Annotated in this window: 19 protein-coding genes; 9 read left to right on the forward strand and 10 right to left on the reverse strand. The window is 40.5% G+C overall.

The window, feature by feature from the left end; genetic code table 11:
* Window positions 1-18: 18 nt before the first annotated feature.
* Window positions 19-1,119, reverse strand: coding sequence for a DUF4407 domain-containing protein (locus tag BUC20_RS30440; protein ID WP_073237564.1), 1,101 nt, complete (start codon window positions 1,117-1,119; stop codon window positions 19-21).
* A 169-nt stretch (window positions 1,120-1,288) separates the two neighbouring features.
* Here BUC20_RS30440 and BUC20_RS30445 point away from each other — a divergent pair, with 169 nt between their 5' ends.
* The gene (locus tag BUC20_RS30445) at window positions 1,289-1,606 is read left to right on the forward strand and encodes a rhodanese-like domain-containing protein (protein WP_073237674.1); all 318 of its coding nucleotides are present in this window, start codon (window positions 1,289-1,291) and stop codon (window positions 1,604-1,606) included.
* Window positions 1,607-1,609: 3 nt separating this feature from the next.
* A complete protein-coding gene (locus BUC20_RS30450) occupies window positions 1,610-1,813 on the forward strand; it encodes a DUF6358 family protein (RefSeq protein ID WP_073237567.1) in 204 nt (67 codons plus the stop codon).
* On the opposite strand, the gene BUC20_RS30455 is transcribed toward BUC20_RS30450, so the two are convergent.
* Window positions 1,785-2,822 (reverse strand): dipeptide epimerase, encoded by a 1,038-nt coding sequence (locus BUC20_RS30455; protein WP_073237570.1) that lies wholly within the window; start codon window positions 2,820-2,822, stop codon window positions 1,785-1,787. The two genes, BUC20_RS30450 and BUC20_RS30455, sit on opposite strands and share 29 nt — an antisense overlap.
* Window positions 2,823-2,908: 86 nt before the next feature.
* Between BUC20_RS30455 and BUC20_RS30460 the strand changes: the two genes are divergently transcribed.
* The gene (locus tag BUC20_RS30460) at window positions 2,909-3,877 is read left to right on the forward strand and encodes a hypothetical protein (RefSeq protein WP_073237573.1); all 969 of its coding nucleotides are present in this window, start codon (window positions 2,909-2,911) and stop codon (window positions 3,875-3,877) included.
* On the opposite strand, the gene BUC20_RS30465 is transcribed toward BUC20_RS30460, so the two are convergent.
* Genes BUC20_RS30465 through BUC20_RS30475 form a run of 3 tightly spaced genes read right to left on the reverse strand, consistent with a single transcriptional unit; the run spans window position 3,860 to window position 6,945 of the window.
* The gene (locus BUC20_RS30465) at window positions 3,860-4,474 is read right to left on the reverse strand and encodes a rhomboid family intramembrane serine protease (RefSeq protein ID WP_073237576.1); all 615 of its coding nucleotides are present in this window, start codon (window positions 4,472-4,474) and stop codon (window positions 3,860-3,862) included. The two genes, BUC20_RS30460 and BUC20_RS30465, sit on opposite strands and share 18 nt — an antisense overlap.
* Window positions 4,475-4,476: 2 nt before the next feature.
* Entirely contained in the window at window positions 4,477-6,216 is a 1,740-nt protein-coding gene (locus tag BUC20_RS30470) for a M14 family metallopeptidase (protein WP_073237579.1), read from the reverse strand.
* Between the two features lie 18 nt (window positions 6,217-6,234).
* The gene (locus BUC20_RS30475; RefSeq protein WP_073237583.1) at window positions 6,235-6,945 is read right to left on the reverse strand and encodes a hypothetical protein; all 711 of its coding nucleotides are present in this window, start codon (window positions 6,943-6,945) and stop codon (window positions 6,235-6,237) included.
* A 28-nt stretch (window positions 6,946-6,973) separates the two neighbouring features.
* On the opposite strand from BUC20_RS30475, the gene pepT reads away from it, so the two are divergent.
* Window positions 6,974-8,227 carry a peptidase T gene (gene pepT / locus BUC20_RS30480; RefSeq protein ID WP_073237586.1) on the forward strand — a complete coding sequence of 418 codons (1,254 nt, stop codon included), beginning with the start codon at window positions 6,974-6,976 and terminating at the stop codon, window positions 8,225-8,227.
* A gap of 90 nt (window positions 8,228-8,317) precedes the next feature.
* On the opposite strand, the gene BUC20_RS30485 is transcribed toward pepT, so the two are convergent.
* The 3 genes from BUC20_RS30485 to BUC20_RS30495 are packed head-to-tail and all read right to left on the reverse strand — an operon-like array spanning window position 8,318 to window position 10,642.
* Entirely contained in the window at window positions 8,318-9,001 is a 684-nt protein-coding gene (locus BUC20_RS30485) for a class I SAM-dependent methyltransferase (protein WP_073237590.1), read from the reverse strand.
* A 28-nt stretch (window positions 9,002-9,029) separates the two neighbouring features.
* The gene (locus BUC20_RS30490) at window positions 9,030-10,427 is read right to left on the reverse strand and encodes an MBL fold metallo-hydrolase RNA specificity domain-containing protein (protein ID WP_073237593.1); all 1,398 of its coding nucleotides are present in this window, start codon (window positions 10,425-10,427) and stop codon (window positions 9,030-9,032) included.
* An 8-nt stretch (window positions 10,428-10,435) separates the two neighbouring features.
* Window positions 10,436-10,642, reverse strand: a complete 207-nt coding sequence (locus tag BUC20_RS30495; protein WP_073237677.1) for a YtxH domain-containing protein — start codon at window positions 10,640-10,642, stop codon at window positions 10,436-10,438.
* A gap of 173 nt (window positions 10,643-10,815) precedes the next feature.
* Here BUC20_RS30495 and BUC20_RS30500 point away from each other — a divergent pair, with 173 nt between their 5' ends.
* The 5 genes from BUC20_RS30500 to tsf all read left to right on the forward strand — a co-directional run bounded on the left by BUC20_RS30500 (window position 10,816) and on the right by tsf (window position 14,262).
* A complete protein-coding gene (locus BUC20_RS30500) occupies window positions 10,816-11,175 on the forward strand; it encodes a hypothetical protein (RefSeq protein WP_073237596.1) in 360 nt (119 codons plus the stop codon).
* Window positions 11,176-11,630: 455 nt separating this feature from the next.
* On the forward strand, window positions 11,631-12,074 hold the full coding sequence (rplM, locus tag BUC20_RS30505) for a 50S ribosomal protein L13 (RefSeq protein ID WP_073237599.1): 444 nt from the start codon (window positions 11,631-11,633) through the stop codon (window positions 12,072-12,074).
* A gap of 16 nt (window positions 12,075-12,090) precedes the next feature.
* Window positions 12,091-12,477, forward strand: coding sequence for a 30S ribosomal protein S9 (gene rpsI, locus BUC20_RS30510; protein WP_069378174.1), 387 nt, complete (start codon window positions 12,091-12,093; stop codon window positions 12,475-12,477).
* Window positions 12,478-12,496: 19 nt separating this feature from the next.
* Window positions 12,497-13,321 (forward strand): 30S ribosomal protein S2, encoded by an 825-nt coding sequence (gene rpsB, locus BUC20_RS30515; RefSeq protein WP_069378173.1) that lies wholly within the window; start codon window positions 12,497-12,499, stop codon window positions 13,319-13,321.
* A 101-nt stretch (window positions 13,322-13,422) separates the two neighbouring features.
* Entirely contained in the window at window positions 13,423-14,262 is an 840-nt protein-coding gene (tsf, locus tag BUC20_RS30520; protein WP_073237600.1) for a translation elongation factor Ts, read from the forward strand.
* A gap of 187 nt (window positions 14,263-14,449) precedes the next feature.
* On the opposite strand, the gene BUC20_RS30525 is transcribed toward tsf, so the two are convergent.
* Together BUC20_RS30525 and queD are read right to left on the reverse strand one after the other, a co-directional pair.
* Window positions 14,450-15,484 carry a COX15/CtaA family protein gene (locus BUC20_RS30525; protein ID WP_073237602.1) on the reverse strand — a complete coding sequence of 345 codons (1,035 nt, stop codon included), beginning with the start codon at window positions 15,482-15,484 and terminating at the stop codon, window positions 14,450-14,452.
* Window positions 15,474-15,827: a 6-carboxytetrahydropterin synthase QueD gene (gene queD / locus BUC20_RS30530; RefSeq protein ID WP_073237605.1), complete on the reverse strand. Its 354-nt coding sequence runs from the start codon at window positions 15,825-15,827 to the stop codon at window positions 15,474-15,476. Before queD ends, BUC20_RS30525 begins: the two co-directional genes overlap by 11 nt.
* Window positions 15,828-16,547: the final 720 nt, after the last annotated feature.

A 16,547-nucleotide genomic window follows, 5' to 3' on the forward strand; every position in this document is an offset into this window, starting at 1 on the left:
TGTTGATTGTTCTGGAGGTTATTCTTCTTCCGGAGGGGCTTGCATTAAATGTTGTTTCCTGCGTGCTATTTCTGTGGAGACACGGGTATCATGAACACCATCTATGACTTCTATTTCATAGTCTTTGTCTTTATCAGACTCATGAACCTGACTGGCCTCAATGTTCTGAACCGAGTGGTCGTAAGGACCGCTGCTGCTCATCAGCTTTACGAAAACCGGGAGACATTCAAAGAAAATGAATAGTAAGCCGATAAAGGTCACTGCCAGTGAGGTATTCAAATCCCGTGTTCCGTCTGTATTAAAGCTGAGCTGTCCAAGCGCCCAGTTGCGATCGGCAAAACCGGCAATGTTACTCAGGCTGTCGAGTTGTTTTCCGGTATACAATTTCTCGGTCATGAGCCCATCAAACTGTTTTCTTCCATCCACAAATTTTTCCAGTGCCCTGACATCGGCGTTGAGCGTATCGAGATTCTGCTCCCTCTGCTTCAGCTCTGCTTCTTTTCTTTTGGCATAAGGACCATAGCCCATTACACCAGAGGTTTCGGTGGTTTTATTGCCAAAGATCTCGAAGTTAAGTTTCTGACGGTCGGTTTTTATTGCACTGGCCATGGAGTCTCTTTCAGCTTTCACCCCGTTGAGTTTATCCATTTCAATCTTATACTTATTCTCAAAAGCAGCATTCAGCGTATCTATCTTTGAGCGTTGGTTGTTCAGGTAACTCACCTTCAGTCGCTCCTTGATCTCTTTATCGAAAATTTTCAACTCCAGGGGGCGGGAAATCACCATTCCAATCATAATGGCCAGTAGAATCCTGGGGGTTGCCTGTAAAATCTGCTTATTGGTACTGGCGCTTTTGTTGATGCTGGATACAATATACCTGTCCATATTAAAGATGGCCAGTCCCCAGATTAATCCAAAAAACAGGGCAAAAAGAACAGCGGCAGTATCTCCCTTAAAGACGAAATACATGGCATAACCGCCTGAGAGTGCGGCGAATAATCCGGTAAAGAAAATCGTCGCACCTATTCCAATATATTTATTGTGCTCGGTAGGGTGTTTTTCAAGCGTAGAAATGTGTGCCCCGGAGCAGAAAAAGAAAAAACGGGATATCGCGTCCATGATTCAAAAATCAATTTAATATAGAATACTATTTAAACGCCTGAGACCTCTGGTTGTTACAGTAATTTGCTTGAAATGATTCGATTATCTTCACATTAATGTGATTTTGTGGTTTTTTTACCTTTAATAATTTCGGCTTTGCTTATCTTTGAAAAAAGCAAAACATATGATAAAGGAAATAACCGTTCAGGAATTAAAAGCAAAAATCGATAATAAAGAAGATTTTCAACTGATTGATGTCAGAGAAACTTTCGAATATGAAACATCGAATCTTGATGGTCTGAACATCCCTTTAGGAGGTATTTTGATTGAAGCAGATCAGATTGCCCAGGATAAACCTGTGATTATACAATGCAGAAGTGGTAAAAGAAGTGCAGCAGCAGTAATGCAATTAGAGCAAATGCTTGGATTGACGAACTTATACAACCTTAAAGGCGGTATCGTGGCATGGAAAGAAGCTTTTGATCCTAATATGCCTGTTTACTAAGACATGGGAAAGAAAATTGCATTAAACGTTTTTTATAACCTTGGCCTTATTGTGTCCATATTTGGGGCAGTATGGGCTTTTAACAACACGAAGTACCTTGTCATCGTTCTTTTCGTGGCTACGGCAGCATTCTTTCTTTACCTGAAGCTGCAACTGATCAAAGAGATGCGCAATGCACTTAAGAAGAAGCAAAAAGACCTGGGTTAATTCCTTCGAGACCTAAGCCAGGCAGGTCTTTCAATTGATATTTCCCCGCAATGAGTTGCGGGGCATCAAAAGGGTTGTTTTTGGTAAGCCAGGGCCCGTCCAAATCTGCCCAGTCGCAAAGAGGCGCAAGGGCAATCCCCGCTTGTGTGGCGCAAGAAGTTTCACTCATACAACCAATCAGTACCTTCATTCCAAAGGAACGCGCCTTCTTAATCATTTGATGGCCTTCATACATACCGGTGCTCTTCATCAATTTGATGTTCACACCGTGGTAAGCGCCTTTTAAAGCATCCATATCACTCAGTCGTTGTACCGCTTCATCTGCAAGGATGGGAATCGGGCTGCGGCCTGTCAGCCATGCGTTTCCCTCCAGGTTGGCTTTGTCCATCGGTTGTTCAATCAGCACCACCCCCTGATCATGTAACCAGTAAATCATGTCGATGGCCTGTTTCCGGTCTGTCCATCCCTGATTGGCATCTACATATAAAGGCACGTTGCTGACTGTTCTGATGGTATTGATGAGTTCTTTATCGTTATCTCTTCCCAGTTTTACCTTTAATACTTTAAAGTCTTTGGCATCGGCTACTTTTTCTTTAATGACCTCCAGGCTGTCGATCCCAATCGTATAAGATGTTACCGGCATCTTTAAAGGGTCTGCGCCATAGATTTCGTAGCAGGGCTTTCCGGAGATTTTTCCACTCAGATCATTTAGTGCAATGTCTATAGCTGCTTTTATAGCCGGATGTCCTTTTTCAATACTGTCCAGATAGGAAATGATTTCTTCGAAATTGTAGGGATATACAAACCTTTTCCAGTCTACTTTTTTTAAGAAGGCTACTGCGGTATCAATGCTCTCTCCCATATAAGGAACCATCGAGGCTTCACCATATCCTTCTTTACCTTCATCAGTCAGTTTCAACAGCATAATAGGCGTGCTGGTTCTCGAAAATTTAGCGATAGCAAAGGGATGCTTTAATTCCAGGTTGTATGGGGTGTAAGTTGCCTGCATGGATGTAAATGGAAAAAGTAATATCAAAGTTAAAAAAACGGTGCTTCAGCGAATGTAAAAATAATATACTTAATATTGTGCCCAGTATGAACAGCACAATATACCAGCCTTTTAAAAATTTCGATTTTAAATATAAAAACTGCTTTCTGAGCGGGGATACTTTTAATTCTCCGGTAGAGGAAATCAATATATTACCAGCCTGGCTACTGGAAGTAGCCAACTTTAGCGGGGAGGAACAGATTAAATTGCTGGATGAAAGTGTGCGGTCTTACAATTCTTTAAAAGTACCTTGTAATACGGAGGTCTTTACCCATTTTGTGCAACCTCTGGAAGAACAAATTGCCGATGCCTTTTCTAAAGGGTATGCCGCCGTATCCCAGTTGAAAGAAGAAGACTTGTTCAAGTGGATCGGTAAATTCATGTATAGCCTGATTTATGTAGAAATGAATGCTGCGGTACGTTTGCAGCAGATCAGCTCTGACGGGGTAAACATGTCGCAGGGCCTGATGCATAAATTCGGAAACCTGAACACCATGATTCAGAGCATTTATCTGGATGTGGTCTATGAGGATTTTACACCATGGTCAATTGTCGTTGTTCCTTTGGAGCAACAGGATACTGCTTTTAGCTTCCGCGACGAGATTAACACTTTAACTTTTTCTTTAAAACTGAAAGATTTTGGGATTATTGCCTGCTTACAAGACAACGGAACGAACAAGAAATTCCACCAGGAAATCTTAGACCAGATCGGAAAATCTGCTCTTTCGCCTCAACAATTCGAAGAAATTTGTGCAAGATTCTACTATTCCGCATATTTATTCAACAGGCTTCCTGAATATGCAATTATGCCTGTTGAAGGGTCTATCTATATCGATGCGATGCCTTTGAGGGGAACCCTGAATAAACCGTTGTTTGACCACTGGCAACATAAAACGTATGCCCAGGTATTACAGGATTTCTGGAAACCCTGGGATCATACATTATTTGAGATCATAAAAGACCCGACGAATCCGATCAGTTATTTTGTGCCGCCTTGTTTACCCGTTGCCGGTTAACCTGGCAATAAAATTTGGAATGATTCCCGGAACAAGAAGCACTGTAACGATCATTCCTGTCAATGCGCCAAAGAAATGTGCATCATGATTGATGTTATCCTGAGATCTTTTAGACATCTGCCAGCAATAAGCAAGGTATAACAAGCCAAACAACCAGGCCCAGATTGGGATCGGTAAAGGAAAGATCATCATTTTTGACATTGGATCGAATAAAATAAAGCTGAACAATACTGCACTGATGGCGCCTGAAGCACCAAGGCTATTGTACCACATGTCGTCTTTGTGTTTAAGCACGGAAGGAATGTCACTTAAAATCAAACCCAGGAAGTAAAGAAGCCCAAACTGCCATGAACCAATCATTGCTTCCAACCTGAAAGCAAAGAAGAAAAAGGTCATCATATTAAAGATCAGGTGCATCCAATCAGCATGAATCAGTCCGCTGGTAATTAAGGTATATACTTTATGCCTTCTCGATACACTATAGGGATGTAGCATGAATTTTCCAAATAACCCATGGTCATTGAAAGCGTAAATACTGGTGATGATCGTAAAAACAAAGATCAGGGAGGCTACTGGGGTATTATTGATATAATCCATTCTTATTTAAGGGTTAAATGTTGGTCTTTTAGCAATCTGCCAATAGGGTAACGGGTGTGTGTCTTTTCGTAGTAATCGGAATTTTTATAGATAAAATCGAGTTGGGCCCCCGGATCCTTTGCCATTTCAGGTTTCGCTGCTTTTTCTTTTTCCAGTTTTTCTCTTAATGCCGGATCATTTTTTAAAAGCTCAGCAGCGGTATCTTCAAATACATAAGCGGAGAAATGCTCTTTCATTCCCAATATGGCATCAAAGAAATTCCAGTTGAAAAAAGAGTCGGTCGCCTGTGGCTCCAGTGTTTCCACAATATACCGGTTGGTTGACTGGTTTACATAAACCATATAATCACCTGCGTAAAAAGGAAGGTTTTGGAGTACTGGCTTTACTTTTACCGCCGTATGAAGGTAATGTCCTTCAAAAGGACGGTTTGCGGTTTTGTAGTCGTTGATATAATACATTTCTACCGGAATAACGGCATCTTTGGTCAGTTGTTGTACCTTAACCCTATTCAGTTTTAGGAGCTCTACTACTTTGGTCCAGGCCTGAGGAATCAGATAGGCAATGGGTTTACTGATGGTTAAGGAGGGCTCAAAAGTATTCCAGTATTTAATTTCTTTGGTATAGGGTTCATTCCTGTCATAATATAGCCTGTCCAGGCCACTAACCTCGCTAGGTTTTTGTTTGGCGGTATACCCTTTAAACATCAGCGCTGAAGAATCTCTTTTGTTCAGCTTCCAGTCGACCGTAAATTCCTGTTGTAAGGCAATCGCTTCATCTGCTTTTTTCTTGTTTTCCCCGATTAACTTCGCATCCCTCAGAACCACATCAATATAGGTCTGAAGCAATTTATAAGTTGCATCTACTCTTTTGTCATAGGCTTTCAGCATATGGGTTTCGGGCATAAAACCAATGGTATTGTGTAATGTCGTATACCCCGTAGAATAGCGTGGGGACTCCAGAAAGCCTGTGATTCCCTGGTCCGGTGTTTCGGCTATGGAGTTTACATAAGGGATCATCTCATATCCTTTTTTCTCCATCTCTTTATATAAGGCAGGGAGGAGGGTTTGTGTTAAATAACCGGAAAGAACCGGTTGCAGCTTGTCTTTATGAGTGGGAATCAGCGTCATGGTATATTGATAGTCTGCTCCATTACTGGTATGCGTATCTACAAATATTTCCGGTTGCCAGGTATTAAAGATTTCCTGGAAGGAATGGGAATTTTTAGAATCTGTTTTTATAAAATCCCTGTTCAGGTCATAATTTTTACTGTTTCCCCTGAATCCATAAGCGACCGGGCCATTCTGGTTCGCTCTTGAAGTGCTACTGCGGTTGAGGATCCCATCTATGTTATATACCGGAATGATACAAATCACTACATTTTCCGGCAGCTTGTTTTCTTTCAGCAGATCACGGGCAAGCATCATACTGGCATCAATACCTTCTGGTTCTCCCGGATGGATCCCATTATTGATCAGTAAAACCCTTTTGTTTTGCTTTTTGATTTCAATTGGATCGAAAATCTTATCTCTGGATAATACCAGCAGGTGTAAAGGTTTTCCAATGTCGGTAGGACCATAGGTGATCAGTTTTGCCTGTGGATAGGTTTTTGCCAGGGCCTGATAATGTTGAATCACCTCAGCATAAGTTGCAGTTTCTTTTTTATGACTACGCTCGAAAGGTGTTTGCTGTGCTAAAGTATTCATGGCAGCTAAAAAGAAAAGAATGAAAATGATGCGACCCATTGGTTTTTGAGGATAAAGTTAAAATACCGTTTTATTGTAAAGGCCAAGGGTGCCGAATTGATACCTCAGTCCGACAGAGAAATAAGTGTAGATGTCCGGATTGCCACTTTTGAAAGTTACCGAAGAGTTATCATAACCATCCAGGCCTTCTCCAATGGTAAGGTTGCCCTGGTAATTGACATTTAAGATGTAACGGGTAAAACCGGAACGATCAGGAAAGTAAAGGTTTATTCCAAGGTTTAAGGGAAAGAGGATATTTTTGGATTCCGGTTTCCCCGGATAGTATACTATTGGTTTAGTCTGGTCGTCATTAGGGATCGGAGACCTGTTCACTGAATTAATCACCAAACCTAATCCGGTTCCAACATACAGCCCTTTTAAGGTATTGGATATTCCGCCTTTTTGATAATCGATTAAAGCACCAAGTGCAATTCTGCCATTAAATGTAAAAGCTTTGTAGGAATTGATAAATTCACGCTTACCGGGATCATTATTGATGTCGCCGCCATTGATCTGGCCCATTTGTCCTTCTATTCCTGCACTGATAAAAGGAGTAAAATAATAATCTACTACTCCATAACCAGCCAGTCCAAAAGAATGTTTTTTGACATCGGTAAAGGATTGTGTGACTCCAAAACCACCTCCTGCACTGATTTTATAGAAGTTAGATTGTGCTCCGGCATTAATATAGAATAGAAGTGACAGACATGCGGTGATAATTGTTTTCAAATTATTTAGCTTTGTTTTTTTTAAGACTATGCTAAATTATCAAAATAAAAACAATTCCCTTCAAAACAGATTTGCAAAGTATGTGCAGATTGATACACAGTCAGATCCAATGTCGGAAACGGTCCCTTCCACCGAGAAGCAAAAGAACCTCGGAAAAGTTCTTGTAGCAGAATTACTGGAAATGGGCGTTTCAGATGCACATCTTGACGAGTTTGGGTATGTATATGCCACTATTCCTGCTACCACAGAGAAAAATGTTCCGGTGATCTGCTTTTGCTCACACATGGACACTTCCCCTGATTGTAGCGGAAAGGATGTAAAACCAATCATTCATGCCAATTATCAGGGCCAGGATCTGGTACTTCCTGATGATCACAGCATCGTTTTAAAGATGTCTGAGCATCCGGATTTAAAAGATCAGATCGGAAATGACATCATTACGGCAAGTGGAACCACACTTTTGGGTGCAGATAACAAGGCCGGAGTGGCGGAAATCATGGAGGCCGCTTCTTTTTTTGTGCGAAATCCTACTTTTAAACACGGAACGGTTAAAATATTATTTACTCCGGACGAAGAGATCGGAAGAGGGGTAGATAAAGCGGACCTGAAGAAACTGGGAGCGGATTTTGCTTATACTATCGATGGTGAAACCCTGGGTTCCATTGAAGATGAGACTTTTTCTGCAGATGGTGCTGTACTTACCATAAACGGAGTAAGTATCCATCCAGGTTTTGCGAAGGGAAAAATGGAAAGTGCCATAAAGATTTTATCTGATGTAATCAGCTCTTTACCTTCAGATTGCCTTTCTCCGGAATCTACCGAAGGAAAAGAAGGGTTTATTCATCCGGTTACGATTTCCGGAAATGTAGAGCAGGCAGAAGCCCGTTTTATTCTGCGTGCTTTTAATGATGAACAGCTGGAAGCGAATGGAGAACTATTGGATGCAACGGTGAGAAACATCATCGAAGATTATCCGAATTCCACCTATGAGTTGAAAATTACAGAACAGTACCGCAATATGAAAAAGGTACTTGATGAGTATCCACAAGTGATCGCATATGGTGTGGAAGCCATTGAAAGAGCTGGAATCACACCTAAGAGACAAAGTATCCGTGGAGGAACTGATGGCTCCCGGCTTTCATTTATGGGCCTACCTTGTCCGAATATTTTTGCCGGAGAGCATGCTTTCCATGGTAAACAGGAGTGGGCTTCGGTTCAGGATATGGAAAAAGCAGTAGAAACAATTATAAATATTGCAGCCATCTGGGAAGAGAAGGCATAATTAAATAAATGAACAGAGATCGGGTGTTCCTAATTTGGACACCCGATTTTTCTTTTAAAAGAAGGATATATTTTAGAAAATTAACCTTTTTTAGAAAGTTAACCTGGCCAGGTATTGATCCTGACCATCTTCAAAAATGATTTCGGTTGTCCATCCACTAGCTTTAGCCAGGTCAATCAATGTTTTCTGATCTACATAGATCCATTTGAACCAATTTCCTTTGATGCTTTTGTATTCGTACCTGAAACTCACCTCTCCAAAATACCCGTTAGAAGGAAAAGGGATTTCCTGATATAGATAAGAAAGGTCAGAGCTGTCGAAAACAAGTTGTCCACCCGGATTAAGCAGCGTTTTAACCTGTGTTAGAAAAGCTTTTAATCCTGGAATTGATCCGGTAAGACCGATTCCATTCATCATGAATAGAAGGGTGTCAAACTTTTGATCTTTATAAGTAAGGATGTTTCCTTCGATAGCCTGTTTCAATCCACGTTGTTTCATGATCTGAACGGCAGGAGCGGAGATGTCCATTCCCGTAACGTTGAAGCCGCGTTTCTGAAGGACCAGCGCATGACTGCCCACACCGGCACCAACATCAAGCACCTTACCTTTACAAAGGTCCAGGGCTTTCAGCTCAAGTTCAGGCATTTCGGCTTCATTTCTGAAATAGATGTCGACCGGCATTTCCTCCGGTTCATCATAAGAATTATGCACCCACAGCGTTTCTGCGGGTGGTTTAGTAAATTGATCTTTTAATGCTTCACCAAAAACGTCCATCCGGCAAAGATAAAAAAACCTTTAATGGTTAGACTTCAAATTCCTGATGATATTCCGGAATGGCTACGTTATGGAAGCCTTTATCATTAAGATGTCCGGCAAATATCTGCTGTACCTTATATTCACCATGAACAAGAAAAATGCGTTTTATCTGGTTCGGATCCTGTCCGGAAAGGAATTGCAGTAAATCTTCATAATCACCATGTGCGCTCATCGATCTGATCGAACGGGTGTCAGCTACTACTTCATATTCTTGTCCGAAGAGCCATACTTTGGGTTGCCCTGCAAGTAGTTTGCCCGCGAGTGACCTTGGTTCTGCATAACCTACCATCAGAATTGTGTTTTTCTGATCGCTGATATTATTACGGATATGGTGTTTTACACGGCCTCCCTCTGCCATTCCTGAGGAGGAAATGATCACGCAGGGGCGAGGGTCACTATTTAATGCTTTGGATTCTTCTACAGATTCAATAAACTTCAAACCTTTAAAACCAAAGATATCCTTGTCAACTTTCATTACCTCTTTCACGCCATTGTTATAGACTTCAGGATGATTCCTTAGTACTTCAGTCGCTTGAAGAGATAGTGGGCTATCTACATAATACTGTACGTCAGGAAGGTTGTTTTTCAGTTCCATCGCATTTAATGCATAGAGCAATTCCTGTGTACGGCCTACACTAAAAGCAGGAATGATCACTTTTCCTTTTTTTACGATACAGGTCTGATTGATGATCTCCTTAAGGGTGTTTTCAATGGGTTCCAGATCCTGATGAAGAGAATCACCATAAGTAGATTCCATAATCACATAGTCCGCCTGAGGGAATGACTGAGGACTTTTTAACAACAGGTCTCCATATCTGCCCACATCACCACTAAAGGTAATATTGGTTGTTTTTCCATCTTCACTGATTTTCAGGTGAACGGCTGCACTGCCTACAATATGACCGGCATCGGTAAAATTCAGGGTGACGTTACTGTCAATGGGAAAGTCTTCATTGTAGTTGACTACTTTAAACTGGCTCAGTGTCTGGATGACATCTTTCTCCGTATAAAGCGGCATTTCGGGTTCTCCTCCCTGGCGCATCTTTCTATTGGCATATTCTGCATCCTGAGTCTGAATTTTTGCCGAATCCATTAATAAGATCCGGGCAAGATCCATCGTTGCCGGTGTGCAATAGATGTTCCCTTTAAAACCTTCAGCTACCAGGCGTGGCAATAAACCACAATGATCTATGTGGGCATGGGAAAGGATCAGGTAGCTGACCAATGAGGGATCAAATCCAAAAGATTCATTGAGGCCCTCGGTTAGGTCTCCCATTCCCTGGAACAGCCCGCAGTCCAATAAGATTTGTGTATTGTTTTTTAAGGTAATTAAATGCTTACTACCTGTAACGGCACGCGCCGCCCCATGAAATGCGATCTTCATTAATTTCCTTAAGCTCTAACTTTAGCAATCGTGTCTTTAACATGCCCTGCTGCATCTACCAGCTTTTCTTTGGAAGAATCTAATAAATCACAAAACCAGTCGGATACTTTTTCTTTCATTTCTCCATCTTTATCCGATGATAATATTAATGCGATGGCAGCTCCTAAAGCCGCTCCTGCCAATAATCCAGCAATGATTTTGGTTTCCTTTTTCATATTAATGTGTTTTTTTTGGTTGAACGAAAGCATCATGAACGTCCTTCAATAGCAGAACATCATATTCATGATGTTTTCGTATACTTCTTTTTTTATCAATTAATTAACAAAGACGATGCCGAATAGTTTGTCCTTAGTTTTAAATTGCAAGGAGATGTTGTAAATTAGGAGAAATGTTACGAAGCCTTTCTTATGTCAATATTTTATTGGCGATCGTCTACCTGTTGATGTTTCTCTTAAATGGGAGTACAATGGTGATTTTGGGGCTTTTGCTGGTGGTGATTTTGAATATTCTGGTGATTAAAAAGATACAGGATGGTTGGGGGAAAACAAAATGGATCCATTATGGGTTAAGTTTGTGTTGTCTCGGTTTTGCTGCATTTCTTCTGGTTGGTCTGGTCCATATTGTCCGGTCTTCCATTGCTTATCATTATTTTTCCAACACCTTGACTTATATCGTATTGACCGGACTGTTTTTGCTTTGTATCATTGTGCACTTTTTGCTGTTGTGTTTTTACCCGCCGGAAGCATAACCTTTTGATCATTTTTATTTCTTTTTTTGCTGATTTTTAACTCAGATCAGTCGCCTGTAAGAGCCCTGGATGGACTGGTCCCGGAGTGTCCGGGTTGGCTTCGATATTGCTTCGTACTGAGTCCACCCTGAGTCCACAGTGAGTCCACGTTGAGTCCACGTTTTTGCGGGAAAAAGCCGGACTCATTATGGAGGTAAAATGTAGTCAATCTGGATTCAGGTAAAAGGTAATACGGAGCGTGTAGGGAGACAACTGAGCCTGTGTCTTTATCGAATTAAAACAACGGTTAGCAAACGGCTTTTCTCAGGCTTGAATCCGGGTCGTATTTTAGGACAATGTTAAATAAACAAATAATATTGCGGCAACTGTTTGGGATTTAAATATTTCTGTCTATCTTTGCAGTCCCTAAATTTAAGGGTGAATAAATAATTGTTTAACAAATTAAATACAAGCAAGTGAATACGTTAAGTTACAAAACTGTCTCTGCCAATGCAAAAACTGTTAACAAACAGTGGGTTGTTGTTGATGCACAAGGCGAGATTTTGGGGCGCTTGTCATCGAAGATCGCTATGATCATCCGTGGTAAAAACAAGCCTGAGTATACCCCACACGTAGACTGCGGAGATAACGTTATCGTTATTAATGCAGACAAGGTTAAGTTGACAGGAAATAAATTCAGCGATAAGCGCTATATTTCTTACACTGGTTATCCAGGTGGTCAGCGTTTCATTTCTCCTAAAGAGTTAATGGCGAAGCATCCTAAGCGTGTTATCGAGAAAGCGGTACGTGGTATGTTACCTAAAACTAAACTTGGTGCAAAATTATACACCAACTTATATGTTTATGCAGGTACAGAGCATCCTCATGCAGCACAATCACCAACAACCATTACACTTTAATTAAAGGAAGAAAGAAATGTCAGTTACTAACACTTCAGGAAGAAGAAAAACTGCTGTTGCACGCATCTATTTAAAAGAAGGCAACGGCACAATTACCGTAAACGGTAAAGACCATAAAGTATATTTCCCAACATTGCCTTTACAATACATTGTAAACCAGTCATTCGAAGTTTCTGAATTGACAGGTCAGTATGATGTAAACGTAAATGTAGCCGGTGGTGGTATCAAAGGTCAGGCAGAAGCAGTTCGTTTAGCTATCGCTAAAGCTATTGTGGAATTGGATGCTGAGAAAAAACCAGCATTACGCGCTAAAGGGTTAATGACCCGTGATATGCGTATGGTTGAACGTAAGAAACCAGGACGTAAGAAAGCACGTAAGAAATTCCAATTCAGTAAACGTTAATCTTAAGGAGACAAACACAATGGCAAGAACTACATATCAAGACTTATTGGATGCAGGTGTACACTTCGGTCACCTTACCCGTAAATGGAACCCAAAAATGGCGCCTTACATTTTCATGGAGCGCAATGGAATCCACATTATAGATTTAAACAAAACTTTAACTAAAACTGAAGAAGCTGCTTCAGCAATCAAACAGATCGTTAAATCTGGTCGTAAGATTCTTTTCGTAGCTACTAAGAAACAAGCTAAAGAAATCGTTGCTGATCAAGCAAAAAAAGTAAACATGCCTTTCGTAACTGAGCGTTGGTTAGGTGGTATGTTAACTAACTTTGCTACTGTTCGCAAGTCAATCAAAAAGATGTCTAACATCGATAAAATGACTAAAGATGGTACTTATTCGATCCTTTCTAAGAAAGAGCGTTTAATGATCCAACGTGAGCGTATTAAATTGGAAAGCTTATTAGGTGGTATCGCGGATCTAAACCGTTTACCAGCTGCGATCTTTTTAATTGACGTTAAAAAAGAGCACATCGCTGTTAGCGAAGCGTTGAAATTAAACATTCCAACATTTGCAATGGTTGATACTAACTCTGATCCTTCTAACATCGATTTCCCGATTCCTGCGAATGATGATGCTACTAAATCTATCTCTTTAATCACTGATGTAATCATCAAAGCGATCGAAGAAGGTTTAGATGAGCGCAAACGTGAGAAAGACGAAGAAACTGAAAAAGAAGCTGTAGCTGCTAAAGCTGCTGCTGATGCTCCTGAAGCTGCTGCTCCTGGTGCAAGAAGAAAGAAAGTGAATGCTGATACTGAAGAAGGTACTAGCGAAGAAGCTTAAATAATATAATATGGGTTGTACGTTGGGTGTTGCAGGTTTTACTTACAACAAACACTGTACAACCCATAATTTTTTAATAAAAACTTAAAAAAAGAAATAAGATGTCTACAGTACAAATTTCTGCAGCAGATGTAAACAAATTACGCCAACAAACCGGTGCCGGTATGATGGATTGCAAAAAAGCATTAATCGAAGCTAACGGTGATTTCGAAGCAGCGGTTGATTACTTACGTAAAAAAGGTGCTAAAGTAGCAGCTTCACGTCAGGATCGTGATTCTAACGAAGGAGTTGTAATCGCTAAAGCTACAGCAGACGGTAAACGTGGTGTTGTTGTTGAATTAAACTGCGAAACTGACTTCGTTGCTAAAAATGCTGATTTCGTAGCTTTAGCTAACAAATTCACTGATCTTGCTATTGATAAAAACCCTGCTTCATTAGAAGAGCTTTTATCTTTAGAAATTGATGGTCAGAAAGTTTCTGATATCATCATCGAAAACACTGGTAAAATCGGTGAGAAAATCGGTATCTCTAAATTCGAAACTGTTTCAGGTGAAAAAGTTGTTCCTTACATCCACGGTAACTACCGTTTAGGTGTATTGGTTGCTTTAAACCAGGATGTTGCTGGTGTTGATGAGGCTGGTAAAGATGTAGCTATGCAAATCGCTGCAATGAATCCGGTAGCTTTAGATAAAGCTGATGTAGATTCAACTACCATCGAGCGTGAAACTGAAATCGCTAAAGAACAAATCCGTGCTGAAGGTAAACCTGAAGAAATGGTAGAAAAAATTGCTGCTGGTAAATTGAACAAATTCTACAAAGACAGTACTTTATTAAACCAGGAATTCGTTAAAGATTCTTCTAAAGACGTTCGTAAATTCTTAAATGATACTGCTAACGGTTTAACTGTTACTTCATTCAAGCGTGTACAATTAGGAGCTTAATCCTTCTTTTATCATATAAAATAGGGTGTCCAAAAGGCACCCTATTTTTTTGTGCCTGATTTTTCGGGGAGTTGAGCTTTGGAAATTCTTTTTCCGGCGATTTGCCCAGGTGCTATGGATGGATTAGGGCTAATTCTGTGTTTTGTATACGCCCTCTCTATGTAGGGATAGGAATTCAACGCTGTTGCTAATTCTTTTTTAAGTTTAAAAACAGCAGCAATAGCAGTGAAACGCTGAGTAAGATTCCTGTAAACTGATGAAATAGCGCAAAAGCCTGGTAATGCGTGCCTATACTATTAAGTAAGGCCATGACTCCCGAAATGACCTGAACGCCAACAAGAAGAACCGGAGATAACCGTATATAAGAGAGTAAAGAGTTGATTTTCCAGGAAACACTTCTAAAATAAAGCACAAGGATGAGCAGACAAATGGTATAGGCCAGAAAACGATGGATAAATTGAATGGCGAATAAATTCCCTGTTAAATAGGAGAGGGTAATTTGTTGGGTGTATAATCCTGGGGGAATGACAAATCCGTTCATATCAGGCCAGGTTGGTGCAGCGAGTGCCGCGCGGGTACCTGCCATGAACGCACCATAAATGAGTTGTATAAAAACTAGGCAGAGGATGATGAGGTTTAATTTGCTAAACCTCAGCCGATGTCTCATTTTAACCTGGTTAAGGCTTAACGAAAAGGCAAGCCAAAGCGTATAGCACAATAGAATTACGGCCGCTATAAAGTGTATGGCCAGTCTGATGTGACTTACACTGGTGTCGGTATCATTAAGTCCGCTTTGAACCATAAGCCATCCTATAACGGCCTGCAATAGTCCCAATAAAAACAATACAGAGATCAGAGACAATAGTTTGAGGTTCATTTTTCTTTTGATGAGGAAATAAAGGAATGGAAAAATGAAGGCCAGTCCAATAAAACGCGCCCAATTCCGGTGAAGCCACTCCCAGAAGTAAATGGATTTGTAATCTTCAACTGAGAAATGAGGATTGACCACCTGGAACTGAGCAATCTGTTTATACTTGCCAAAACTTAGTTGCCAGTCGTTTTCATTTAATGGAGGAAGAAAGCCCATCAGTGGTTTCCATTCTGTAATGGATAATCCGGAACCACTCAGTCTGGTGATTCCACCGAGCAGAATCTGTATAAGGATCGTAAATGCACCAAAGTATAACCATATCGCAATGGCTCTGTTGGGATTAGCCTTCATATATCACTCCTGAGCTTTGGGTTTCATTTAATTCAATCCTGATTAAGCCGGGAAATATGGGTTTTACTCTATTCCATAGCCATATGCTGAGTTGTTCGCTCGTTGGGTTTTCTAATCCGGGAATATCATTGAGGACTTTGTGGTCAAGCATTTCAATTAGGGGGCGAATCCCATTCTTTAAATCGGTATAATCTATGACCCAGCCCGAGTGTGGCTCCGGATCTCCGCTAATGAATACTTTAAGTGTATAGGTGTGTCCATGCATTCCGCCACATTTGTGCCCGATAGGAACAAGGGGTAAATAATGTGCAGAATCAAAACTGAAAGTTTTATAGATAATCATTTGAAGTATATAATGATCAAATCTCCGGTTTGAGGCCAGGATAATAAATGATGATGGTCATTATTTGAAATAATAAGGGGGGACATCTGCTGCCGATGAAGAGCTAAGCTCTGGTTTGTCTTGTGTGATCGCAGTTTTTGTTCTGTTCTTTGCGGTCTTTGAACTGTTTTTTTGAAGATTTTGAGTTTATATGCGCTTGATTTGGCCGGGATTCGGTTTTAAATGGCGCTTGGTACGAAGATTTTTTACTGCTGATCTGGAGTATTGGCTCTATATATACTTGTTGTTGCAGTGTTCTGTGACCTGATTTTGTGGGTTCTTTTCATTGATTTGGCCTTGGTGTATATTTTACGTTAAGTATGGATGAAGTTTTTGTGCTTGTAAATCATGCAGTTAGGGGTGTGATACAATTATAATGGTAAGATTGTTTTGAGAACGGTTAAATTTTCCTACTTTTGCATCCCGCTTCGGAGGAAGAGAAACAGTGAGATAGGATAAAGAGAGAAGGATTTGAAAGATTGCAGTAGAGATAAGTCAGACGTTGTTTTGGCGGTTTAAAGACCAAAAAAAACAAAATAAAAAAGTTTCAAAAAAAGCTTGACAATAACAAAAAGATTTCTACCTTTGCAGTCCCAACAAAAACGGGAGTTACCAAACGGAGTTTAGTAACAGAAACAAAAGACTGAAACGATCAGCGATTCGAAACTGAAACCAGGAACA

The organism is Pedobacter caeni, assembly GCF_900129215.1.
GTDB lineage: Bacteria > Bacteroidota > Bacteroidia > Sphingobacteriales > Sphingobacteriaceae > Pedobacter > Pedobacter caeni.